At 39.9% G+C, this 23,299-nt stretch carries 25 protein-coding genes; 14 read left to right on the top strand and 11 right to left on the bottom strand.

What is annotated here, in order from left to right; translation table 11 throughout:
• The first annotated feature begins 122 nt into the window (after positions 1-122).
• Both ATS76_RS13800 and ATS76_RS13795 read left to right on the top strand, forming a co-directional pair.
• Positions 123-518: a hypothetical protein gene (locus ATS76_RS13800; RefSeq protein ID WP_058552583.1), complete on the top strand. Its 396-nt coding sequence runs from the start codon at positions 123-125 to the stop codon at positions 516-518.
• A gap of 2 nt (positions 519-520) precedes the next feature.
• Complete coding sequence (locus ATS76_RS13795) at positions 521-1,021, top strand: prolyl-tRNA synthetase associated domain-containing protein (protein WP_058552582.1); 501 nt, start codon at positions 521-523, stop codon at positions 1,019-1,021.
• On the opposite strand, the gene ATS76_RS13790 is transcribed toward ATS76_RS13795, so the two are convergent.
• Positions 988-2,136, bottom strand: coding sequence for an MFS transporter (locus tag ATS76_RS13790; RefSeq protein ID WP_058552581.1), 1,149 nt, complete (start codon positions 2,134-2,136; stop codon positions 988-990). The two genes, ATS76_RS13795 and ATS76_RS13790, sit on opposite strands and share 34 nt — an antisense overlap.
• 195 nt (positions 2,137-2,331) lie before the next feature.
• On the opposite strand from ATS76_RS13790, the gene ATS76_RS13785 reads away from it, so the two are divergent.
• The 4 genes from ATS76_RS13785 (at position 2,332) to ATS76_RS13770 (ending at position 5,490) form a co-directional block, all read left to right on the top strand.
• Positions 2,332-2,871 (top strand): DUF2058 domain-containing protein, encoded by a 540-nt coding sequence (locus ATS76_RS13785; RefSeq protein ID WP_058403810.1) that lies wholly within the window; start codon positions 2,332-2,334, stop codon positions 2,869-2,871.
• 182 nt (positions 2,872-3,053) lie between these two features.
• A complete protein-coding gene (locus ATS76_RS13780) occupies positions 3,054-3,377 on the top strand; it encodes a c-type cytochrome (protein ID WP_058403809.1) in 324 nt (107 codons plus the stop codon).
• A gap of 143 nt (positions 3,378-3,520) precedes the next feature.
• On the top strand, positions 3,521-4,288 hold the full coding sequence (locus ATS76_RS13775; RefSeq protein WP_058552580.1) for a class II aldolase/adducin family protein: 768 nt from the start codon (positions 3,521-3,523) through the stop codon (positions 4,286-4,288).
• 26 nt (positions 4,289-4,314) lie between these two features.
• On the top strand, positions 4,315-5,490 hold the full coding sequence (locus ATS76_RS13770) for a mandelate racemase/muconate lactonizing enzyme family protein (protein ID WP_010556678.1): 1,176 nt from the start codon (positions 4,315-4,317) through the stop codon (positions 5,488-5,490).
• A gap of 76 nt (positions 5,491-5,566) precedes the next feature.
• Here the strand turns inward: ATS76_RS13770 and ATS76_RS13765 are convergent, their stop codons facing one another.
• The 8 genes from ATS76_RS13765 to zapB all read right to left on the bottom strand — a co-directional run bounded on the left by ATS76_RS13765 (position 5,567) and on the right by zapB (position 11,288).
• Positions 5,567-5,935 carry a hypothetical protein gene (locus tag ATS76_RS13765; RefSeq protein WP_058552579.1) on the bottom strand — a complete coding sequence of 123 codons (369 nt, stop codon included), beginning with the start codon at positions 5,933-5,935 and terminating at the stop codon, positions 5,567-5,569.
• Positions 5,936-5,986: 51 nt separating this feature from the next.
• Entirely contained in the window at positions 5,987-6,826 is an 840-nt protein-coding gene (locus ATS76_RS13760; protein ID WP_058552578.1) for an amidohydrolase family protein, read from the bottom strand.
• Positions 6,823-7,551 carry an SDR family NAD(P)-dependent oxidoreductase gene (locus ATS76_RS13755; RefSeq protein ID WP_058552577.1) on the bottom strand — a complete coding sequence of 243 codons (729 nt, stop codon included), beginning with the start codon at positions 7,549-7,551 and terminating at the stop codon, positions 6,823-6,825. Before ATS76_RS13755 ends, ATS76_RS13760 begins: the two co-directional genes overlap by 4 nt.
• A 20-nt stretch (positions 7,552-7,571) precedes the next feature.
• The gene (locus ATS76_RS13750) at positions 7,572-8,060 is read right to left on the bottom strand and encodes an FKBP-type peptidyl-prolyl cis-trans isomerase (RefSeq protein ID WP_058552576.1); all 489 of its coding nucleotides are present in this window, start codon (positions 8,058-8,060) and stop codon (positions 7,572-7,574) included.
• Between the two features lie 64 nt (positions 8,061-8,124).
• Complete coding sequence (locus ATS76_RS13745) at positions 8,125-9,612, bottom strand: LysM peptidoglycan-binding domain-containing protein (protein ID WP_058552575.1); 1,488 nt, start codon at positions 9,610-9,612, stop codon at positions 8,125-8,127.
• 55 nt (positions 9,613-9,667) lie between these two features.
• Positions 9,668-10,690 carry an MBL fold metallo-hydrolase gene (locus ATS76_RS13740; RefSeq protein ID WP_058552574.1) on the bottom strand — a complete coding sequence of 341 codons (1,023 nt, stop codon included), beginning with the start codon at positions 10,688-10,690 and terminating at the stop codon, positions 9,668-9,670.
• Between the two features lie 62 nt (positions 10,691-10,752).
• Entirely contained in the window at positions 10,753-11,058 is a 306-nt protein-coding gene (locus ATS76_RS13735; protein WP_058403801.1) for a cell division protein ZapA, read from the bottom strand.
• Positions 11,058-11,288, bottom strand: a complete 231-nt coding sequence (zapB, locus tag ATS76_RS13730) for a cell division protein ZapB (RefSeq protein ID WP_058403800.1) — start codon at positions 11,286-11,288, stop codon at positions 11,058-11,060. Before zapB ends, ATS76_RS13735 begins: the two co-directional genes overlap by 1 nt.
• A 449-nt stretch (positions 11,289-11,737) precedes the next feature.
• Here zapB and ATS76_RS13725 point away from each other — a divergent pair, with 449 nt between their 5' ends.
• Entirely contained in the window at positions 11,738-12,577 is an 840-nt protein-coding gene (locus ATS76_RS13725) for a 23S rRNA (adenine(2030)-N(6))-methyltransferase RlmJ (RefSeq protein ID WP_058552573.1), read from the top strand.
• Between the two features lie 94 nt (positions 12,578-12,671).
• On the opposite strand, the gene ATS76_RS13720 is transcribed toward ATS76_RS13725, so the two are convergent.
• The gene (locus ATS76_RS13720) at positions 12,672-13,238 is read right to left on the bottom strand and encodes a PhnA domain-containing protein (RefSeq protein WP_058552572.1); all 567 of its coding nucleotides are present in this window, start codon (positions 13,236-13,238) and stop codon (positions 12,672-12,674) included.
• A gap of 73 nt (positions 13,239-13,311) precedes the next feature.
• Positions 13,312-14,061 (bottom strand): substrate-binding periplasmic protein, encoded by a 750-nt coding sequence (locus ATS76_RS13715; RefSeq protein WP_058552571.1) that lies wholly within the window; start codon positions 14,059-14,061, stop codon positions 13,312-13,314.
• A 153-nt stretch (positions 14,062-14,214) separates the two neighbouring features.
• Between ATS76_RS13715 and ATS76_RS13710 the strand changes: the two genes are divergently transcribed.
• From ATS76_RS13710 to ATS76_RS13680, 7 genes are all read left to right on the top strand, one after another.
• Positions 14,215-15,480 (top strand): EAL and HDOD domain-containing protein, encoded by a 1,266-nt coding sequence (locus tag ATS76_RS13710; protein ID WP_058552570.1) that lies wholly within the window; start codon positions 14,215-14,217, stop codon positions 15,478-15,480.
• Between the two features lies 1 nt (position 15,481).
• Complete coding sequence (locus ATS76_RS13705) at positions 15,482-16,099, top strand: paraquat-inducible protein A (protein WP_058552569.1); 618 nt, start codon at positions 15,482-15,484, stop codon at positions 16,097-16,099.
• Positions 16,100-16,167: 68 nt separating this feature from the next.
• On the top strand, positions 16,168-16,533 hold the full coding sequence (locus tag ATS76_RS13700) for a hypothetical protein (protein ID WP_235590937.1): 366 nt from the start codon (positions 16,168-16,170) through the stop codon (positions 16,531-16,533).
• A gap of 147 nt (positions 16,534-16,680) precedes the next feature.
• On the top strand, positions 16,681-18,039 hold the full coding sequence (locus ATS76_RS13695) for a TolC family protein (protein ID WP_058552567.1): 1,359 nt from the start codon (positions 16,681-16,683) through the stop codon (positions 18,037-18,039).
• Entirely contained in the window at positions 18,039-19,538 is a 1,500-nt protein-coding gene (locus ATS76_RS13690) for an efflux RND transporter periplasmic adaptor subunit (RefSeq protein ID WP_058552566.1), read from the top strand. The genes ATS76_RS13695 and ATS76_RS13690 overlap by 1 nt, the downstream gene beginning before the upstream one ends.
• On the top strand, positions 19,535-22,654 hold the full coding sequence (locus ATS76_RS13685; protein WP_058552565.1) for an efflux RND transporter permease subunit: 3,120 nt from the start codon (positions 19,535-19,537) through the stop codon (positions 22,652-22,654). The genes ATS76_RS13690 and ATS76_RS13685 overlap by 4 nt, the downstream gene beginning before the upstream one ends.
• A gap of 177 nt (positions 22,655-22,831) precedes the next feature.
• Positions 22,832-23,287 (top strand): hypothetical protein, encoded by a 456-nt coding sequence (locus tag ATS76_RS13680; protein ID WP_058552564.1) that lies wholly within the window; start codon positions 22,832-22,834, stop codon positions 23,285-23,287.
• The last annotated feature ends 12 nt before the right edge of the window (positions 23,288-23,299 follow it).

Raw genomic sequence — 23,299 nt, 5'->3', positions numbered from 1 at the left:
CCAAGCGGGACGAACTTTAAGTTTTTTTATAAATTTGGTCAAGTATTTTTTCGCTAATTTTCACTGTTTAGATAAATTTTTGATAGACTCGGCTTAATTACTCATTAAAACGACAGAAAATAATGAAAAAAAGTTTTTTTGCACTGGTAGTTTTACTTTCGGGGTGTGCGTCAAATGAAGAGCCGCCTTTTGAAATAAACAATAAACAGTTTTTTGAAAAACAAGACGAGCAAGGAAATAATGTATTTGCTTATGTTGTATCGGTTAAAGCTAAGCACCGTGAAAACTTTAACCTTGATCGTGGACGCAATAACAGGCCTTCTCGCAGTGAGGTTAAAGAATATATTGAGCAAGAACACTTTGAAGAGTCGAGTGTGTTAAAGCTTAAGTTAGAAGACAGGGCCGTTGAATTATTAAAGCAAGAGCTTAAAACGCGTGAGTATTGCGCTAACAAACATGAAATAACAGAGGTTCTATGGCGAGATCTCAGTGTGCAACTAAGAGGGCGCTGTTTGTAACTATGTTAGCGGACAAAACAAAGTTAGAGGCGTGTTTAGCGCATTTAGATATCAATTACGAGGTTATTGAACATCCACCTTTGCATACTAGTTTAGCAGCTGATGAATTATTGCTTGAACGTCCAGGTACACGCTTAAAAAATTTATTTTTGCGTGATAACGAAGGTAAACGTCATTTTTTAGTTATTACAGTTCATAATAAGCAGTTAGATCTAAAAGCGCTTTCAAAACAGCAAGGGTTGTCGCGTTTAGGGTTTGCTTCAAGCGAGCGTTTAGCAACCTATTTAAAAGTTGCGCCAGGGTGCGTATCAATGCTTGCGTTACTTAACGACAAACAAAGTGCGGTAACCGTATGGTTAGATCAAGATATTTGGTTTGGAGATCTATTTCATTGCCACCCATTTGAAAATACACAAACGTGGATTTTGAACAAACCAGACTTAGAAGCTTTTTTTGAATACACAGCACATCAACCGCGAGTTATGTTTTTACCGTCAAAGTGAGCCCAAATCACAAGCAATAATCCGCACAAACACATAATAAGCAGGGTTAGCATAAAGGGTGTTTGTCCGTATTTTTGGTATACCACACCTGGTAATAACGAGCCAATGGCACCTCCACTGTAGTAAAATGAAACATACCCTCCGTTTGTCACGCTTGGTGGTGCCTTACTTATTTTATTAACCAGTGGGGCTGCGGTTGAATGAATAATAAACATAGCCGCACAAAATAGCGTGAATGCAGTTAAAAAGACGCCAAGCTCGTGGCTCATGAGCACAACAATACTCAGGCTGTAAAAAATGAAGGTCGCCCCTAATACGTGCCAAGCTGAGGGTGCTTTTTTTAATAGCCAAGGCGTGGCAATAGAAGCCAAGGCTCCAATTAAATAGCCACTGTAAACCAAACCAATATCACGCGTGTTTGTAATTAAAAATGTAGCTTGCAGTATAAATGGCAAATAATTAAGTAAGGCTGCAAAACAAAAAAACATACAAAATACAGCGCCATAAACTTTTAAAACAGGGCCCTCCTTAAGTTGTTTGATGTAATCTAGAGGCGATTTTTGAGCGTGAGTACCAATGTTGTTGAATTTATGGGGCTTAATTAGCATAGCTAAATAAACAAGCATAAAAGCAATTAAGTAATAAAAGCTTTGCCAATGCCATAAGTCGCTAAATAGCGCAGCAAGTACCCTTCCAAAATAACCGCCTGCAATACTGCTGCCTATATAAAGAGTCATGTTTTTTTGAAGTGTATCAGCGGTGAAACTGATTCCTATAAAGCTGGTCATGGCGGTTAATGCTGCAGGAAGGGTAAGGCCTTGTAAAAATCGTACTAATAGTAAGAGCTCAAAACTTGGTACCCAAATAAATAGTAAGCAGCTAAAGCCCAGTACTATCATTGCAATACGAAGTATTTTTAAAGGATTTTGTTTGGCTAGAAACAGGCCATACACTAATGGTGCAATAGCTAAGGGCAGCATTGTTGCCGTCATTAAGCTGCCTGCTGTGGCAGGCGATACACCAAACTCACTAGCAAATAGGCCGAGTAGAGGCTGAGGGGCGTAAAGCACGAAAAATATAACAACAGAGCAAGCAAGTAGGTGAATTAAGCGCATTATTTGGCTTTTAGGTAACTAGTTGGCCTTTTTATTGTATTAAAAATCCCCCAGAATTGATAATTAAAAAGTACGCTGTTGTGCCATATCATGCTAAGTATAAAGGAGTTTATTAGATTAATGTCGATAGCGCTGTTATTTAAACTCGTAGGTGATTAAAATAACGCTAATACTAGTTTTTATTGGAACAATGCCATGGGTTCATTACAAGACCAATTGCTGCAAGCAGGGTTAACAACATCGCATAAAGCTAAAGTTGCTAAATCAGAAAAACGTAAGCAACAAAAAAAACAGAAAAAAGGGGCAACAAGTAACCCTAATGATCTGCAAAAGCATATTCAACAAACTAAGCTTGAGCAGCAAAAAAAGGCGGAAGAGTTAAACCAAGCCCGCCAAGTGACTTTAAAACAGCGTGAGCAAGAAGCGCGTGTTAAGCAAATTTTAGAACACAACAATCAAGATGCTATTCGTGGTGAGCGAACCTTTAATTTTACTTACGATAAAAAAGTAAAAAGTATTGAAGTGAATGAAAAAACTCAAAAAGCATTGTCGGGTGGTCGTTTAGCTATATGTGTTCTAGAGGGGCAGTTTTACGTATTAGAAGACGAGCCAGCACGTAAAGTGGCTGAAGTAGACGAAAAATACATTGTTTTTCATGTTGAACCTGAAAACAAGCCTAAAGATGAGGACGACCCATACGCAGATTTTGAGGTACCAGACGATTTAGTTTGGTAACAATCAATTAAGCGTCTGCTCATTTTTGTTTGCTAAACTAGTTTTAGGTAAATAGAAACGAGCTAGCAGTGCAGGGTTAAGTTGATCGTCTAGCATCGTTTCTAACGTATGCTTTTTATTTGATTATTGACTACAATCAATTGAACAGTTTTTTCTAACCGTCAAAAAGAAGAGTAAATACAATGAGCAAGATGAAAACACTACTACTAGGCGCGGGCATTAGCTTAGCCGCAAGTTTCTCGTTTAATGCAGCTGCCGCTGATGGTGCCGCATTATACACTGCAAAAAATTGTCAAACCTGTCATGGTGCAGATGGTAAAGCACCAATCATGGGTATGTATCCTAAACTTAATGGTCAAAACAAAGATTATTTAGTTGCACAAATGAAAGATATTAAGTCGGGTGCACGTAATAATGGTATGTCTATGGCTATGAAGGCAATGGTTGCTACCGTAACTGACGAAGAGTTTGAAGCTATTGCAGACTACTTATCTAAAGTAAAATAACTCAAAGTAGTTATTAACCCTTTAAAAAACAGCCACACAAACGTGTGGCTGTTTTTGTTTGTTGATTGCTATAAAACGCAGAGTGTTTTAGACTTCTAAACATCTATTCGCATTCATTATCTGCGTATTTTAAAAGGTTTATTATGTTTGATTTACCCCAACTTGATTTAAAAAATAAAGTGTCTGCTCAAGAGTGGCAACTACGTGTCGATCTTGCGGCATGTTACCGGCTAGTGGAGCATTTTCGTTGGGGAGATTTAATTTATACGCATTTATCGGCTCGTTTGCCCGGGACTGACCATTATCTAGTTAACGCTTTTGGGTTAACATTTGACGAAGTAACCGCGTCAAACTTAGTTAAGGTTGACCTAAACGGGAATATAATTGACGACACTCCCTTTAGCATTAATCCTGCTGGTTTTACTATTCACAGTGCAATACATGAAGTAAGAGAAGACGCGCATTGCGTTATTCATTTACACACCAAAGAAACCATTGCTGTGGCTACCCAAAAAAAGGGTTTATTGCCATTGAGCCAGTATTCAATGTTTTCGTTACCGTCGCTTTCATATCATGGTTACGAAGGCCTCGCAGTTAATGATGATGAGCGCAAAGTACTACAGGATGACTTAGGCTCAACTAATCATATGTTATTAGTTAACCATGGTGGTTTAACGGTAGGCCCGACTGTAGGCGATGCGTTTATGCGTTTTTACGACTTACAGCGCGCCTGCGAAATACAACTAGCGCTGCAAGCTAGCTCGCAAGAAGTTATTCCTGTACCTCAACCCATTATCGACAATATTTATAATCAAGCCAACGTGGTACACAGCGGCAGCACTGGAGGCCAGCTTGCTTGGCCTGCGATGCTACGAAAAGCATATCGGCTTGATCCCAGTTTTGCAAAATAACCCGAACAGGTTAATAAGGAATTTTTATGAAGGTAAATCGCGTAGAAGTATTTGATATTCACTGTCCAGAGCGTCCAGCGTGGACACCTGTATTTGTTCGCATCCATACTGATGAGGGCATTAGTGGTGTGGGTGAAGCTGGTCTTGCTTACGATTTAGGCCATAGCGCAGCCGCCGCCATGATCAAAGAAATGGCAGATGCCTTTTTAATTGGTCACGACCCGTTTCAAACAGAAAAGCTGTGGTCTCGTATGTTACGAGAAAGCTTTTGGGGTTTAGGTGGTGGACCCGTTGTGTACGCTGCAATGAGTGCTATTGATACCGCGCTTTGGGATATTAAAGGTAAAGCGCTTGGGTTACCGGTCTATCAATTACTGGGTGGTAAGGTTAACGATAAACTTCGTACTTATGCATCGCAACTGCAGTTTGACTGGGATAGCGAATTTAAAGCACTAGTACAGCCACAAGAGTATGCAGAGGCGGCATTAAAAGCCATAGCAGAGGGTTACGATGCAGTAAAAGTAGATCCAATTCAATACGATAAAGACGGTAATACGTATTACGATCGCACTAATATTATTTCACGCCCAGAAATGAAGTTATACCGCGCGCGTATGCAAGCTATTCGTGAAGCCGTGGGCGATGAAGTCGATATTATTTTTGAATGCCATAGTTTACCGGGTGCCACATCAGCTATTCAAATTGGTGAAATAGCCGAAGAATTTGATTGTATGTATTTTGAAGAGCCTGTGAACTACCTAAATCACTCGTTGCATGCCAAAGTAGCAGATAAAGTTAACGTACCCATTGCGGGCGGTGAGCGCTTGTACAACCGCTGGGGGGTTCGTCCTTATTTAGAAGATCAGAGTATTGACGTGCTTCAGCCAGATATAGGGTTATGTGGTGGTTTTACTGAAACTAAAAAAGTATGTGATTACGCCGATATTTTTGATGTACGTATTCAGGCGCACGTGTGTGGTGGACCTGTTGCGACAGCTGCATCGTTACACCTAGAAACCGCTATTCCTAACTTTTTGATTCATGAGCATCATACTTATGCGATTAAAAAGTGGAACCGTGAATTGTGTTTACAAGATCCACAACCTAAAAATGGTTTCTTTGAAGTGTCTGAGGAGCCGGGGTTAGGTATTGAGTTAAACGATGAAATTGTGATGCGTTCGCAACGTGTAGAAATAAAATAATAACTAAGCTTTGTCGCAATTTAAAAAGCCGGTAAGTGACTATTTACTTACCGGCTTTTTATTAGCAACATTAAGGTCATTCGTTAATTACGCACTCAACATCTTTGAGCTCTCGCGTGGCTTTGCTATCTACGTGGCGTATAAAGCATTGTTTATTTTTTATCATCAGTTCAAATTGGTCGGGCGGATTAAGCTGATGACTTTTTATAATGTTATTTTTGTTTAGATTCCCCAGCGTAACTACACTATTTTTTGTAAATACATCGTCAGCTAACGTTATGTTTTGCATATTCGTAATGGTACTAATTACTTTGTTAACCGCGCTTTGATTAGGTGCTAAAAGCAGCGCATGTTGTAATTTAGGGGTTGGTTCAGCGCGTTGCGACACACAGCCAGTTAATAAGGCGCACCAGGCTAAGCTCACAATGAATAATGTGTATTTCATAAAACCTACGCCATTTTAAGCATAATAGAATTTAAATATAACGACTTTTACTTACAATTGGTAGTAGTGCATTGCATTTGCGTAGCTGAGCTTATGCCATAGGCTATGGCTTTTACACAGCGCGTAATGCCGATGCCATAGGGCATTGTAATGAGTGTTTATTTGGCATACAGGAAAGTTACTAGCAAACATAATACGCTGCTCGCCAAAGTGTTGTAAAAGCCATTTAAAGCATGCTTCTTGCTGTGCTTGTGTCAGGCTTAATAACTCAAAGCCAGAAAATTTAATAGCAATGTTTTTATGTTGGGCGAGTAATTCAACGCTTTGTTGCCAAGAGGCTAAGTCATCAGGCAACCCTGCATGATTAAGAATAATTTGTAGATGAGGTAATTGCTTTGCACAGTGAGCAATATGATTAGCTACGCTAACGTTGTGTAGTTCAAATTGCGCTTCAAAATGCAGTTTATTTGTCGCTAATAAATCAAGATTATGAATACAACGAGGGCTTTTTAGCCTTATAGCATCATCGCCTTCGGTTATATCTCTAATGCCACATAGGCTCGAATGCGCCAGCGCATCGAGCGCGTCACTAAATTGCTCAGCAAGCGCATCTATTTGGTTAAAACTAATGGCTTTAAATGGCATTTCACTTAAATGCTTGCTTAGCCAATTAAGTTCATTGATAGGGGCCGAATTATCAAAGCCTGCTTCTATGTGTACAAGGCCTTTTAATTCAAAGTCTGTACTATTAATAAGCTTTTGTGCGCTAACAAGTTTTTTTATTTTGTCTAAATTGGGCCATGCTGGTGGGTTTTTGCCTTGTAACCAAGTGTACTGACCATCAAGTAAATTAAAAAAATGAACATGCGGGTCAATTATCTTGGTACTCATTGGGCTGTATAGCCGCCATCAATACTTTGTAAACTACCAGTAATAAAGCTTGCGTCGTCACTTGCTAAAAAACTCACAAGAGCGGCTACTTCATCGGCTTGGCCTAATCGGTTTAGCGGTTGCAGGCTGGCTTCTTCTGCCACTATATCGGCTTTGTTTGCACCACTTTTATCGCAGTAAGCGTCAATTGCGTTATGAAATAAAGGGGTTTCAATTGTGCCTGGGCACACTGCATTAGCACGAATGTTAAAGCGTGCGTAATCAAGTGCCGTGGTTTTTGCCATAGAGGCGAGAGCATGTTTAGTAAGGTTGTAGGCAAATGAATTTTGCTTAGCAATTAATGCTTGGTCAGACGCTATTAATATAATAGAACCCGCATTATTTGCTTTCATACAGGGTAGTACACTTTGTACAGCCGCGTAGGCACCTTTTACATTAAGCGCAAATAGCGCATCGAGCGTTTGCTCATCAGTGCTTTCTATATTTGCGCTTAGGTGTTTTCCAGCATTAGAAACCAGTACATCAATACGTTGAGATTGTTTATATACCGCTTTGATAGAGCGTCGAACAGCATCCACATCACTTACATCGCAATGATGAAAAACGCCCACATCGCTCGGTGTGATATCAAGGTTGTGAACCTCATAGCCACTACTTAGCAGGCGTTTTATTACCGCTAGGCCAATCCCTTTCGTTCCACCTGTTACAATTGCAACTTTTGACATACGGGTTCCTTTTTAGCTAATTAGTGAGCGTGGCCACAGCCGCCTTCAGCATGAACATGCCCATGCGAAATTTCTTCGCTAGTTGCTTCGCGTACCGATACAACTTCTACATCAAATGTCAGTGTTTTACCTGCAAATGGGTGATTTAGGTCACAATCGGCATTAAAACGACCTACTTTAACAATCGTCACCTGATGACGGCCTTGGTTAGACTGAACCATAGCAGTCATGCCTGGCTTCCATACTTTAACATCGCCTTGTAAGTGCTTAAGTGGAATACGTTGAATTAAGTCATCAACACGCTCACCATAAGATTCACTTGGCTCAAGCGTTACACTAAATTTTTCGCCAGCGTTTTTACCCTCAAGGGCTTTTTCTAAACCAGGTAACATACCTTCGCTGCCATGAATGTAGCTAAGTGGCGCATCATTTACACTACTTTCAATTTGTTCACCCGCTTCACTGAGTGTGTAGTGAAACTCTACTGCCGAATTTTTACTAATTTGCATGCTGTTCTCTTTAAAATAACTATGTTGGGGCGTGATTTTACGCGAAATAGATTGGTTTATAAACTTAACGTGGTTGATTTAGTGTTTTTTGCAAATCGTGTAGTAAATCTTGTTTGATTGGCTGCGCTTGTGGTTTTTCTGCTTGAGGGATATAAAGCACTAACTGACGGCCGGGTTTTAAAATGCTGGATGCCGACAGTTTATTCCATTTAGCCAAATCGCTATGTGGTACATCGTAAAGTTGGCTAATGCTCCACAGGCTATCACCGGTTTTTACGGTGTAGTCTATTTCTATGGTTGGGATAGCAATGTCTTCTTGGTGTTCTAAATAAGGGCTTATTTTGTAATCTATAGTTAAGGAGCTTGGTAGGGTTTTGGGTTGCCCAACCAGTAGCTTTTCGCCTACGCCAATAAAGTTGTTGGTTTTGTTATTGAGTTGTTTTAGCATTTTTACCGACATGCTAAAGCGTTTGGCAATAGCATAAAGTGTGTCGTTTTGTTTTACTCTGTATTCACCTGCAAAATTAGATTTAAAAAACTGACTTTTTAGTAATGCTTCTTGGCCTACTGGTAGCAATAAGGTATGTGGCCCGTTTGGCGAGCTTTGATTTTTTAAATACCCTTGGTTTATCGCATGCAGCTGCTTTGAACCAATACCTGACAGCTTGGCAATAACCGAAAAATCGAATTGCTGGCCTATATTCATTTGAGTGGTGAGTGGTTTATAGGCAAGTTTTGGCTGCTTCATGCCTTTTTGTGGGTGCTTAACTAAATAACTTAAAGCGAGCAATTTTGGCACGTAATCGGCGGTCTCTTTTGGCAAGCTTAGCGACCAAAAGTCAGTGCTTTTTCCTCGTTTAGTGTTTTTCTCTATGGCCCGTTTTACGCGTCCTTCACCGCTATTATAGGCTGCCAATGCATGTAGCCAATTGCCGTTAAAACGCTTATGTAAATAGCTCAAGTAATCAAGTGCCGCATCAGTAGAGGCTAATACATCTTGGCGACCGTCGTACCATTGATCTGACTTAATACCAAAGTGATATGCTGTCGCCCCTACAAGTTGCCATACCCCAACGGCTTGTTGCGATGAGGCAACTGTGGGCCTAAAGTCACTTTCTACAAAAGGTAGCAGTGCTATTTCCATGGGTAGGTTTCTTTGCTCTATTTTTTTTACTATGTGATATAGATAGGGTGCTGCACGCTTACTTACCGTGGTTAGGTATTTAGGCTGTTTTAAATACCACTTAATGCGTTTTTTTAAAGCCCGATTTTGATAAACCGTAAAGTGTAAGTTGTTAGCAATGTGCACCCATAAGTCAGTCGTTTTTGGTGGGCGCTTTTTTACAACTCTATTTTTGACCTTTAGTGGCGTGCTTTGTTCTTCAATAAGAAGTGCTTGTTGCTTTTGGGGGATCGGTTCATCTACGTTTTGGTGATTAGCGTAATCAGGCTCAAAATGTGTAAATATTTGAGGTGCCTCTGCCTGCTTTTGCTCAGTTGATTCACAACCAAACAAAAAAAGTACTAAAAAGCATAATATCAAACTGCGCATAGTGATCACTTGAATAAATTCCTTTTATTATTTTAACACAATCCGTTGTGTTGGGTTATTCCGAGCTTTTAGCGCGATTGAGTCCTGCTTGTAAAAAAAACTGGCTCGACTTTTGGTTTAATGTGTTTTGTTGATAAGGAGCAAGCACATTTTGTGGAAAAGATTCGATGAGTGCTTCACTTGTTAGGTTTTGATTACTTTTGACGTGCTCAGTCAGGGCATTTAAGAATGCGAGTGGTTGCTTAAGTTGTTGTTTATTTAGAGTATCACCATGGCCTGGTATAATGAGTGATAGCTTTTCATTACTTATGTATTGTTTAAGCAATGTTTGCCAGCTTTTAAGTTCACCGTGGCCTGGGTAAGGCAGCCAATCAACAATATCACCACCAATTAACGTGCTCCCATTGTTTGTAGTAATGGTTAAATCACCCGTAGTATGCGCTTTGTGTGGTGTGATATTTATCTCAAAGTTCCCTAAATTAAGCGTTTTACTTACTGCTAATGCTATTTTTGGTGGATTAAGCTTATATTCGCGCCAGCGAAAAAGTCGTGCTTTAGCCAGTTCTAGCTTTTCTCGCCATGCTGTTTGTTCTTCTTTGGGAATTGAAGCTAAACGCTGATAACTCAGTTCAATGCTTTTTTCATAGCTGTCGAGTTTATCTGTGTAGGCTTTTTGGTAGGTTTTAAAGTCTGCGCTCACTTGCTGGTGGGTAATAAGTTTGGCATTAGGATAAAAGTGTTGAATAACTGCCATGCCCAGTAAGTGATCGTCATGATAATGGGTTGCAACCAAATAACAAAGAGGCGTTTTAAGGCGTTTTTTTAGTTCAACAACAAGTTGTTCAACACCTGCAAAATTTCCACTGGTATCTACTAGTAAAGCGCATTCATCACCCTCAATTAATACTTGGTTAGAGTCGTAAAATCGTAGAGCGTCTTGTTGTTTTAAAAATTGGATGTTGTTGTTAATGGTTTGCCAGCTAATGGCTGCATTTGAATTGGCTGTGAAAAAAAGTAAACCTATTATTAGGAATATATATTTTAACGATGAGTGAATACCAGGTAAGGAGTACTTCATTAACTATCTCTTGCAGGCCAATTATTACCCTAATGATAAACAAAAAGCGCAGGTTGCGCTTTTTATTTTTTTTGTTTTGGGTCACTTGCCAAATGTTGACTCAGTTTATCAACAAGCTGGTCTTGATGTTGCTGCTCAACAGTTGCTTGTGTTTTTGCTTCAAGCAAATCGTGGCTTAAATTAAGTGCTGCCATAAGCAATGCTTTTTGATCGTTTCGAACGGTTGAACGCTGTTTCATTTGTTCAACTAAGTCGTTTAGATTTTTAGCTGCTGCTATCAATGCCTCTTCTTGTCCTTGCGGACAAGCAAATTGCTGCTCTTTACCTAGCAACTCAACAGTGACCCGCTGGTTTTGCAGCTCAGACATTAGCTAGCCTGTTGTGCGCTTTGTAATTTATCTAGTAAGCCAGATAACGTTGTGCTGGCATCTTTTTGCTTTTCTTCGTTTTCAAGCGCTTCTAGTTGTAAAAGTTCATTATCATCAGCGAGTTTACTATTTTGCTCTTTTAAGCTAGCAACATCAGTTTGTAATTGATTATTGCGTTCAATAAGTGAATCGATCAGTTGTTCGAGTTGTTGAAGAGTAGTGTTGTCCATAAGGCGCTCATATAACTGTAATTAATGTCTTGCAAATGTAAAGCAAAGTGCATTGATTTACTAGCATTTACGCCAGTTTTAGCTGATTTTTCTTCTTTGTTAAGGGATAATTCATACAACGTGCTTTTTTGTTCAGAAATGGTTCATTTAAGCGCCCCTTATCCGAGGCGTTATTGGACTTTGCGGATTGAAATTTGTTAAAACTAGGGGCTATTTAATCGTGGCGCGAGGTTTGTAACCCAGTGGACTCGATAACTGCTCCTGCGTTATTCTACTGAGTTACATTTATGCAAGAATAACCACACTATGTAGGTTCTACCTTGCCTGAAAATCCAATAGGCTGCTGCAAATTAAACCTTGAAAGGTTAACAGACCCTAGTGCAAGTTGCTAAAGCCCAGTGCTTATGGTTCACTTGCGATATTAAATTGCGTATGGCGAAAATAAAATAATGCTTAGTTACAGACACTCATTTCATGCGGGTAATCCGGCCGATGTTCTTAAACACCTTGTGTTGGCTCAGGTCCTTAAATATCAAACAATTAAAGATAAGCCGCTTGATTACATTGATACGCATTCTGGCGCCGGTTTTTTTGAACTTGCTGCAGCTGATGCCCAAAAAACGCAAGAATATCAAGACGGTATTGAAAAATTGTGGACTCACACAAGCCAGCATGAAGCACTTAACGAATACATTGAGCTAATTAAATCGTTCAATAATACGAGTGACCTCGATTTTTATCCGGGCTCGCCAAAAATTGCTGAACATTATTTACGCCGCCAAGATAAAGGCTGGTTTTTTGAATTGCACCCGCGAGACTTATTGCTTTTAGAGGATAATATGCAGGGTAAGCGTTCTATTCGAGTGCGCGGCGAAAACGGGTTTACCGGTTTAGTTGGGTTACTGCCACCTGCATCACGCAGGGCATGTGTATTAATCGACCCGCCATACGAAGTTAAAGATGATTATGAGTGCGTTGTAAAAACATTAGTTAGAGCGCATCAACGATTTGCAACGGGTACATACATGATTTGGTATCCGGTTGTTGACCGAGAGCGCATTAACAACATGGAGCAGGGTTTAATTGACTCCGGTATGCGAAATATTCAGTTATTCGAGTTGGGAACTGAGGCTGATACTGACGTCCATGGTATGACTGCATCCGGTATGATAGTGATTAATCCGCCATGGAAGCTTAAACAAACTATGGATGCGGTATTACCTGAGTTAGTTTCGTTACTAAGTAAACCAAGCGGCTTTTATAGGTGCGAGCAACTCGTTGACGAATAACGACTATTCATAAAAATGCCCAGCATTGCTGGGCATTTTTGTACTACTGTATTACTTTCGGTTAAAACCGAAAATAGTGTTAATGATTTTGCATTTACTTTTTTACAAATTTAGTAAGAATCACAATTCGCTGGCCATCAACTCGCCCTTCAATGTGCTCTGGGTTACTGGTTAAACCAATATTGCGTACCGCGGTGCCGCGTTTTGCTGTAAGACTACTGCCTTTTACATCCAAGTCTTTTATGAGTGTCACGGTATCGCCAGCTTGAAGAACCACGCCATTACTATCGATATGCTTAACGTCGTCATCTTCTGCAAGTGCTTTTTTAGCCCAAGCCAAGGTCTCTTCTTCAAGGTATATCATGTCTAGAGCGTCTTGTGCCCAACCGTTATCTGGCGCTAAGCGCGATAGCATTCTATAGGCAACAACTTGAACCGCAGGTGTTTGGCTCCACATGCTGTCGTTTAAACAGTGCCAATGCGTTGGAGTGATTTCGACGGTGTTTTCAATTTGTTCTTTGCATGTTTTGCAAGTGTAAATGCATTTGTCTGAATGTGTTTCGGTTACAGGTGGAACTTCATAAACAGATAAGTCATTGGTAGCTGTACACAATTCACACTGGTTATTGCTGCGTTCAATTAAGGCTTTTTCAATACTCATAGGACTACTTTTTTGGTGGGTTAATATTTTTGCATAGTATAACTCAGCGCACTGGGTGTGTGTTATAAATCCCTTAGTTTTGTATGGGTATATCTTGCATGTATTTTTTAGCTGCATTTGTTATGTAGCCGTTGCCATGTAGATTTTTTATTGTTTTATTAATAACCGGCAATAAGTGTTTGTGTTTACTCAATAAGCGAATTCTTAAAAAGCCATGAGAATATTGAGCACCAAAACCCATACTCAAATTTAGCTGTTGTGACCAATATAAGGCAGGTAGTTTACTTATAATGGCAACATCGACTCTTTTACGAACAAGCGCTTCCATGAGTTCTTTTTCTGAGGGGAAATCCACTCGATTAAATGAATCAGCACTATGGTAATAATACCCTAATACGGTGCCTACATTTTTACCTGTTAGATTTGAGATGTTTTTCCATTTGCTTGAGTTTTCGGGCAAGGTTACAAGCATTTCGGTGACCGTAATTAAAGGGTCTGAAAACACATACATGGTGTTATTGCGCTCGCTTTGGGGTAGCCAATTAAGCGAAATAACATCAAAGTCTATAATGCCTTCATTAAGATATTTGGTGATTCGTTTTGTAGGTAGAGGTTCGTGATAAGCAGATATGTTGGCATCAACAAGGACTTTTTCAATGATTTCAGGTAATACGCCAGGGTGATCTGGGTTATTTGTGTAATAAGGGTAGTGACTCCCAGATGAGCTAATATTGTATTTTAACGTATTCTGTTTTTCTGTTGCCAAAGTAGAAAGCGAGCATATTGCACAGCACGTTATTAGTAACCATTTCAAACTAGTCAAACTTCCTCCTTAGCTAAGAAATTTTTTACTAGTTTTATTTACTTTGCATAGTATTGCAACGATTAAGATATTTTTACTATACTTTTAGTATCCAACATAGATTAGACTCAAAGGAGTAAGCTTAATCTTATATAACCTTATAGGCGAATTATATTGAACGTGTCTGATACTCCATCGCTAACACCTACTTTGACACAATATGTTGCTCGGCAACCAATATTTAATGCCGAAAAAGCAGTGTTTGCTTACGAGCTACTTTACCGAAACTCAGCAAATAATGCGTTTCCTGTCGGTACGAGTGATGAGCACGCAACCAGCCGTTTGTTTTTTAATACTCTGATGCTGGTTGGCGCAGAAAAGCTCACTGCCCACCAACTTGCTTTTGTGAATCTTTCTACAGATGCCTTGTTAGATGAATTCCCTAAATTATTAAACCCAGAGCATACTGTCATTGAGATTGTAGAGCGTACGGTAAATATTGCAGCGGTTGCCAGTCGTATTAAAGCACTAAAAGCTCAGGGGTATGTATTTGCACTGGACGATTATGACGGCGATGAAAAATGGGAGCCTTTACTCGCCCTTGTTAGCTACATAAAAATTGAAGCTGAAGAGCCTATTATTAAAACTAACATGCGGGTTAAAAAGTTAAAACGTAGCTACCCTCATTGCAAAATAATTGTAGAGCGAATAGAAACCTACGATCAGTTTATAAACTTACGCGATGCAGGGTGTGATTATTTTCAGGGGTTCTTTTTTGCTCGCCCAGAAATGCTCACTTACAGTGGAGTCGACCCTTCAAAAGTTACCGTTTTCGAACTCCTTAAAGCAATAGCAAAAGAATCGATATGCTTTGAAGAAATTCATCAGCGTGTAGCGAAAGATGTAGGAATAACGGCGCGAATTTTACGTTTAGCAAATGCGCGCTCTGGTAATAGTAATTTAGTTATCACGTCTATATCGCAAGCTGTTGTTTATTTAGGTGAGGACGTAATTCGCCAATTTGTGCGCGTATTAGCTGTTAGCGATTTAGGAATAGATAAACCCACAGAGTTAACTAAATTTGCTCTTGTACGCGCTCGGTTAATGGAACTTATATTAACAGAAACAAACAAAAATTTATCTCAGCAAGGTTACTTGGTGGGGTTGTTTTCGATGCTTGATGCAATATTAGATATTGAGCTAGCAACTATTGTAAAAGAGTTTACGCTTGATAAAAGCATAACAGATGCTTTGCTAATGCAAACCGGTTTGTTGGGTGATTGTTTATTGCTTACAAAAGCGATTGAAACTAAAAATTGGCCAATGGTTGAAACACAACTTAAGCTGGTTAACCCAGAGATAGAAATAGAAAAAGTATACAGTTTTATATTAGAGTCAATGCTTTATAGTGATGATGTAATAGAAGTTATGAGCGAATAAGATGCGTAATTTTTTATCTGTTGTAAGTGTTGTTATTGCTTTATGTTTGTTATTTCCGGGTATTACAAAACCAGTGCTAACAATTGAGGGAAATATTGATAAATCAAAACTTGCCCAAGCGGGTATTGAAATGTTAGCAGAAGAAGGCGATGGCCGAACGCGCAGTATGCTAATGATGTTTTCAAACATGTTGGGGCTAGATAAGTTAGAAGGCGAGATTAGCGCCTATAGCAAAACGCAAAGTATTTACGGCACTATTAAAGACCTAGCAAATAATAATAATTTGCTTGTTGCTATCTTGGTTGGTCTTTTTTCAGTGGTGGTGCCAAGCCTAAAGTTATTATTACAGCTACTGTATTGCTGCTTACCAGTGAATGGACTTAAGCAAGTTTGTGGCAATATTGTGTGTGCGCTCAGCAAATGGAGTATGGTTGATGTATTTGTAATAGCATTAATTGTTACGTATTTAGCAGGCAATGCACACGCTAAAAGTGGTGAATTACTTGTTATGAATGCACAGTTTGGTGAAGGGTTTTGGTACTTTGGAGCCTATTGTCTATTTGCAGTTACTGCCAGCTATTTAATTAAAACTCAAACCAAACTACATAACACGCCCTAAATTATTTGTAGTCGTTTATAAGTTACTTTAAACTCTCTTTTTTTGATTGGGGTATCATTTTGCAACGCATGTACACTATTTTACTTACGCTTACTTTACTGCTCACGTTTGTGGGTCAGTCTTTTGCGTCTGTAGCAAGTGAATGTGAAATGCCTCATCAGTCTAATGCTCACGTTAATATGCATTTGGGTAATACCAGCGAAGGGAACAACAGCGCTCACCATACCATGATGCAAATGGATTGCTGCGATGACGAGGCGACGGCTCAAAACGAATGCAGTTGCCCCGTTAATGGCTGTGCCGCTAACTCAATGCTTAATGTTGATATTTTATTGGTGACTGCAGTTATTATTACTGAAAAAGTGAATACGCCCGAATTAAGTGCTCAAACAACCTCTCCCAAATCACTTTACCGCCCTCCTATGTTTGCTTAAATAGCAGGATAGGTGTGTCTAAATTTTATGAACCTCTAGCTGATTTTGACCCTTTGAAAACGTGATTAGTTTTCATATTCGGTGCGGCTGATATAAACACCTTTCTTGCCAATTTAAATTTTTATTAATTTTTAAATGGAGCAAGCGATGAATTACGCTTTGAAAATAAACGCAGTGCTATGTTGTTTGACTTTGTTCAGCGGTGCGGCGAATACCCAAGAAGAAAACACGAAAGGCGCAACGAATGAGTATAACTCACAGAAAGCGCTAAACTTATCTCACGCCCTTAGTTATGCACTTGAAAATGATCCGTGGCTATCTGCAAGCCGCCACCAAGAGCAAGCCGTTATGGCTCAGAGTATTATGGCGGGCACTTTACCCGACCCAACACTCACGTTTGGTCTGATGAACTTACCAACAAATGGTTATGCGTTTGATCAAGAAGGGATGACTCAATTTAAAGTAAGTGTAAGTCAAAAGTTTAGTCGCGGTGATAGCCTAGCACTCAAGCAAATGTCACTTTTGCAGTCATCGCAGCAATACCCATGGCAGCGAGCTGATAGGTTAGCTCAGGTAAAAGCGATAGTTACCGAGTTTTGGCTAAATGCTTATAGGGCACAGCGCAGTATTAACTTAATAGAGAAAGACAGAGAGTTATTTACTCAGCTTATTCAAATAACTGAGGCCAGCTACGCAAGTACACAGGGTAAGACACGCCAGCAAGATATTATTCGGGCTCAGTTAGAGCTTACCCGCTTAGAAGATAAGCTACTCACACTTGAGCAACAACTTCACAGCGCTAAAAATCGGCTTGCGCAATGGTTGCCCATAACAATGTTAGAAAAACCTTTAGATGGTAAATTTATAACCCCTCCCGCGCTTACTAATTTTAATACACTTGAATTTAGTCAACTTATACGATTACTTATGGCTCACCCAGCCATTGTAGCCATAGAGCAAAGTGTATTGGCCAAGCAAACACAAGTGCGCCTAGCTAAACAAAGCTACCAGCCACAGATAGGGATTAATGTGGGGTATGGCTATCGAGCAGACACACCAATGGGCCAATCAAGGGCCGACTTACTTTCAGTGGGGGTAAGCATTGATCTACCTTTGTTTACAGATAACAGGCAAGACCAACAAGTTAAATCGGCTATATCGATTGCGGAGGCGACTAAAACACAAAAAAGAGTCGCTTTGCAAAAACTCAAAGGTATGTATTTTAAAGAATATAGTCAGCTATCTCAGTTACAAAAGCGAAATACACTATATCAAAATACGTTATTAGTACAAATGGCTGAGCAATCACAAGCAACCTTAAATGCTTATACGCGTGATGACGGTGACTTTTCTGATGTGATGCAAGCACGTATTAGTGAGCTAAATGCCAAAATTGACGCACTTAATATTCAAGTAGATAAACACATTATTATTGCACGGCTAAATTATTATATAAGCAGCTTAGACTCCCAAGTTATGGGCGAACTAGTAGGGGATGCAGCCTGATGAACGCTAATTTAAAACTATTAATTGCCGCTGTTGTAGGTGCAGGCTTTTGGGCTGGTCTTACGCAAATTACATTTAATGAAAAACCGGCAACTACCGAAAAACACCCCTTGTATTGGGTTGCACCCATGGACAGTAATTATAGGCGTGACGCTCCAGGCCTCTCTCCTATGGGGATGGATTTAGTGCCTGTTTACGACGAAGCTAGCAATAGCGAAAGTGAAAAAAGGGCAGTTACTATTTCGCCTGTGGTAATTAATAATTTAGGGGTGAAAACCACAAAAGTGCAGTTAAAAGCACTGCAAACTAATATTAATACACTGGGATATGTGCAATATAACCAAGATGAAATGACGCATATTCATCCTCGTGTAGAAGGGTGGCTTGAAAATTTATACGTAAAAGCGCAAGGCGATAAAATCAGCGCAGGCGAACCTTTGTATACTTTGTACTCACCGCAGCTGGTTAATGCACAAGAAGAGTTTTTATTGGCAGTAAATAGAAATAACAATGTGCTAATTCGTGCTGCAAAAGCACGATTAGAGTCGTTAAATGTATCTGCTGAATTTATCGAGCGCTTACAAAAAAATAAGCAAATAATGCAAAATATTACCTTTTATGCGCGTCAAAGTGGAATTGTTGATGAGCTGAATGTGCGAGAAGGTTTTTATGTAAAGCCAGGTACGTCAATGATGAGCATTGCTCAACTTGATGAGGTATGGGTAGAAGCTGAAATATTTGAGCGCCAATCGTCGCTTATTAGTGTTGGCTTGCCGGTAACCATGACTCTTGATTATTTAAAGGGAAAAGAATGGCAAGGGCAGGTCGATTATATTTATCCTGCGCTCGATGCTCAAAATAGAACACTTCGGGTCAGACTCCGGTTTAAAAATAAAGACCTTAAGCTAAAACCGAATATGTTTGCCCAGGTAGTTATTCATACAAAGGTGAGTAAGCCTCAGCTTGTAGTACCAAAAGAAGCTGTAATTCGTACGCAACATCAAAACCGCGTAGTTGTCGCATTAGGTGAAGGGCGCTTTAAATCTGTTGAAGTACAAGTAGGGCAAACAAACCTTAATGAAACGGTTATTTTGTCAGGTGTGATGGCAAACGAGAGTGTGGTCACATCTGCACAATTTTTAATAGATTCTGAGTCGAGCAAACGCTCAGACTTTAAGCGAATGGAGATGTCAGCAGCTCATGCTAGTAACGATGTTGCCTCTCAAAGTGCAACTGTAAATGGCGTTATAAATGCAATAGATGCACCAACTCGAGTTGTAAATATTAGCCGCGAAGCTATTCAAAAATGGAACCGAGGTCCAGCAACAATGAACTTTGTATTAGCACCGCATATAGAGGTTAACTCTCTTGTGAAAGGCCAAACCATTAATTTCACATTTAGCATTATAAATGATGATTTTGTGATCACCGCTTTAAACAATGTTGAAATAATGGATCACTCCTCAATGCAACATATGATGGACGAGGAAGTAAAATGATTGCTGCTGTTATTCGCTGGTCTGTCTATAACCGGTTATTTATATTATTGCTTACATTAATTTTAGTGGGTGGTGGTGTGTTTGCCGTTAAAAATACGGCAGTAGATGCCTTGCCCGATTTATCGGATGTGCAAGTTATTGTAAAAACATCGTATCCGGGGCAAGCACCCCAAGTGGTACAAGACCAAGTAACCTTTGTGCTTACTACTGCAATGTTATCGGTACCAGGGGCAAAAACGGTAAGAGGTTTTTCATTTTTTGGCGACTCGTATGTTTATATTATTTTTGACGACAGCACTGATTTATATTGGGCGCGTAGCCGAGTGCAAGAATACCTAACACAAGCTGCAAACCGTCTGCCTGAAGGCGCAACGCCAGAACTTGGACCCGATGCATCGGGCGTAGGTTGGATTTATTTATATGCATTGGTTGATAAAACAAATAAGCATGACATAAGTCAGCTAAGAAGCTTACAAGATTGGTTTTTAAAATTTGAATTACAAACCGTACCGGGTGTTTCTGAGGTTGCCTCTGTAGGGGGAATGGTTAAGCAGTATCAAGTAAATGTCGATCCTACTAAGTTACGTGCTTACGGCATTCCGTTGAGCCTCATTCAAACTGCAATAGAGCAAGGAAACCAAGAGACTGGCGCCTCTGTTATTGAAATGGCCGAAGCGGAATACATGGTTACCAGCACAGGTTACATTAAAAGTGTTGCCGATTTAGAGGCTATTCCATTAGGTACTAATGCAAACGGTACCGCTTTGCAGTTACGCGATGTCGCAAATATTCGACTTGGTCCCCAGATGCGCCGTGGCGTAAGTGATCTTAACGGTGAAGGCGAAGCTACCGGTGGCATTGTTGTTATGCGCTATGGTGAAAATGCACAAAAAACCATTGAACTGGTTAAGGCCAAGCTCGAATCGCTCAAAAAGGGACTGCCCGAGGGCGTTGAGATTATTCCCGTTTACGATCGCTCAAACTTAATTAACAACGCAATAAATAATCTGACTAGCAAACTTGTTGAAGAACTTCTTGTTGTAGCGCTTGTGTGTGTTGTGTTTTTGTTTCATATACGCTCATCTTTGGTGGCTATTATTACTTTACCGCTGGGTATATTAACGGCGTTTATTGTAATGTATTGGCAAGGAATTAACGCTAACATTATGTCTTTGGGCGGTATTGCGATTGCCATAGGGGCAATGACCGATGGCGCCATAGTTATGATTGAAAATATGCATAAGCATATGGAAAAAACACCACTGACTGATCAAAACCGTTGGCAAGTCGTTATTAAAGCGACAAGCGAAGTAGGTCCTGCGCTGTTTTTTAGTTTATTAATTATTACCGTCAGTTTTTTGCCTGTCTTTATTTTAGAGGCGCAAGAAGGGCGAATGTTTTCACCTCTCGCTTACACTAAAACTTATGCTATGGCGGCCTCAGCAGGGTTAGCGATCACCTTAGTGCCTGTATTGATGGGCTATTTTATAAGAGGCAAAGTAATACCTGAAAATAAAAATCCCGTTAACCGTTTGCTTGTAGCGGCTTATCGCCCTTTGCTCAGCTGGGTGCTTAATTACCCAAAAACAACGTTAATATTTGCTTTAATTATGACCATGATTGGCTTTTACCCGCTGAACAAAATAGGTAGCGAGTTTATTCCACCACTTGATGAGGGGGATTTAATGTATATGCCCACTACATACCCCAGTATATCAATAGCTAAAGCTCGAGAGGTTTTGCAGCAAACAGATAAATTAATCGCAACCGTGCCGGAGGTTAAAACCGTATTTGGTAAAGTCGGAAGAGCCGAAACTGCCACCGATCCGGCCCCACTGACAATGATTGAAACGTTTATTCAACTCAAACCCAAAGACGAATGGCGAGAGGGAATGACACTTGAAAAACTCAAAGCCGAACTTGATGCATTAGTTACGTTTCCTGGTTTAACTAATGCGTGGGTTATGCCGATTAAAACACGCATAGACATGTTGGCAACCGGTATTAAAACCCCTGTAGGTATTAAAGTGGCAGGTCCGCAGTTAAGTGAAATCCAAAAAATTGGCGAGCAAATAGAAACACTACTTGCTGATATTGAAGGAACCGTCTCTGTTTATTCTGAACGAGTTGCAAGTGGACGTTACGTAAAAATTAATATAAATCGCGAAAAAGCAGCGCGTTATAATTTAAACATAAGCAATATACAGCAAGTTATAGCAACGGCAGTTGGCGGTAAAAATGTAACACAAACAATAGAGGGGCAGGCTCGTTATTCGGTTAACTTGCGTTATCCGCAAGTTTTTAGAGATTCACCTGAAGCCCTTATGTTATTGCCCATTGTGACGCCACAAGGACAGCATATTGCACTTGGAGATGTCGCTAATGTATTTATTGAAAATGGTCCGTCTGGCATTAAAAGTGAAAATGCACGTTTAAATGGTTGGGTTTATATTGATATAGATGGCGTAGACATTGGTCGCTATGTTGAAAGCGCGAGAGCCGTGCTAAATGAACGTTTGATACTGCCATCGGGATATTCTATTTCATGGGCTGGGCAGTATGAATATATGCAACGTGCAAAAGAGAAGCTCACCTACGTAGTGCCTCTCACCTTGGCCATTATTGTTGTGCTGCTCTATCTTAATTTTAAAAGCTTTGCTGAGGTAACTATTATTATGTGCACACTGCCATTGGCTATGATAGGGGGTGTATGGCTCATGTACCTTGAAGGCTTTAACTTTTCAGTCGCCGTAGGGGTCGGTTTTATTGCTCTGGCCGGTGTCGCGGTAGAGATTGGGGTGATTATGCTGGTTTACTTAAATCAGGCATATCAAAACATGTGCTTAACAGCTAAGCGAGCTGATAAACCACTTTCGTTAGCTCAGTTACAGCAAGCAATTATTGAAGGTGCCGGCTTACGTGTTCGCCCTGTAATGATGACGGTGGCTACTATTGTTATTGGTTTATTACCTGTGCTTTATGGAACGGGTACCGGTAGTGAAGTAATGAGCCGAATTGCAGCGCCTATGGTGGGGGGAATGGCGAGCGCGATATTGTTGACCTTATTGGTTATTCCTGCGGCTTACTTATTATGGAGAAAAAAGGCCATTAAGTAACAGTGATAGGGTAATGATTTATCATTGCCCTATAAAAATTACTTATCGTTTGTAAGTTATTCTACTAATTTACATTTTAATCTATCTATAAGTTTTAACTTATTGTTTTAAAATGCTTTTTTGTTGGCATGATTCAAGCAACCTGTAACTTATCAGTTAACTAAGTAAGGAATGCACATGCAAGTTAAAACAATTAAAGAGGTATACGACTGGACCGTATTATTTCATACGCAAATGGCGGCTAATTTTCATAGCGTTAAACCAATACTTGATGAGCGTAATGCCATGCTGGTGGATTATTACCTTAATTACGAAAAAAAACTCGCTGAAGATTTAGTGGGTTTCAAAGCGATTACCGAAATTAACACGCTCGACACATTTTGCTATGAGTACTTTGCCAGCAACCCCGAACTTATTACGTTTAACGATATCAGCAAAGATAAACAGTTAGATGAAAAAGCAATTCAAAATTACTTATCGGGCCAGCATCAAAAAGTGATTGCGCTTTACGGTTACCTGCTTGAACGTGCAGAAACGGAACATGCTCAAGAGAAGCTAGCGCAGCTACTAGAGCTTGAAAAGCAAGGGCTTAAACAAATGATGCAAAGTACAAATCGTCATATGGATATGTAGTTACATCAGGGG

The organism is Pseudoalteromonas sp. 10-33 (assembly GCF_001469195.1).
Taxonomy (GTDB): Bacteria; Pseudomonadota; Gammaproteobacteria; order Enterobacterales; family Alteromonadaceae; genus Pseudoalteromonas.
Note: the sequence above shows the minus strand (reverse complement) of the source record. Positions and strands in the feature narration are given on the sequence as shown.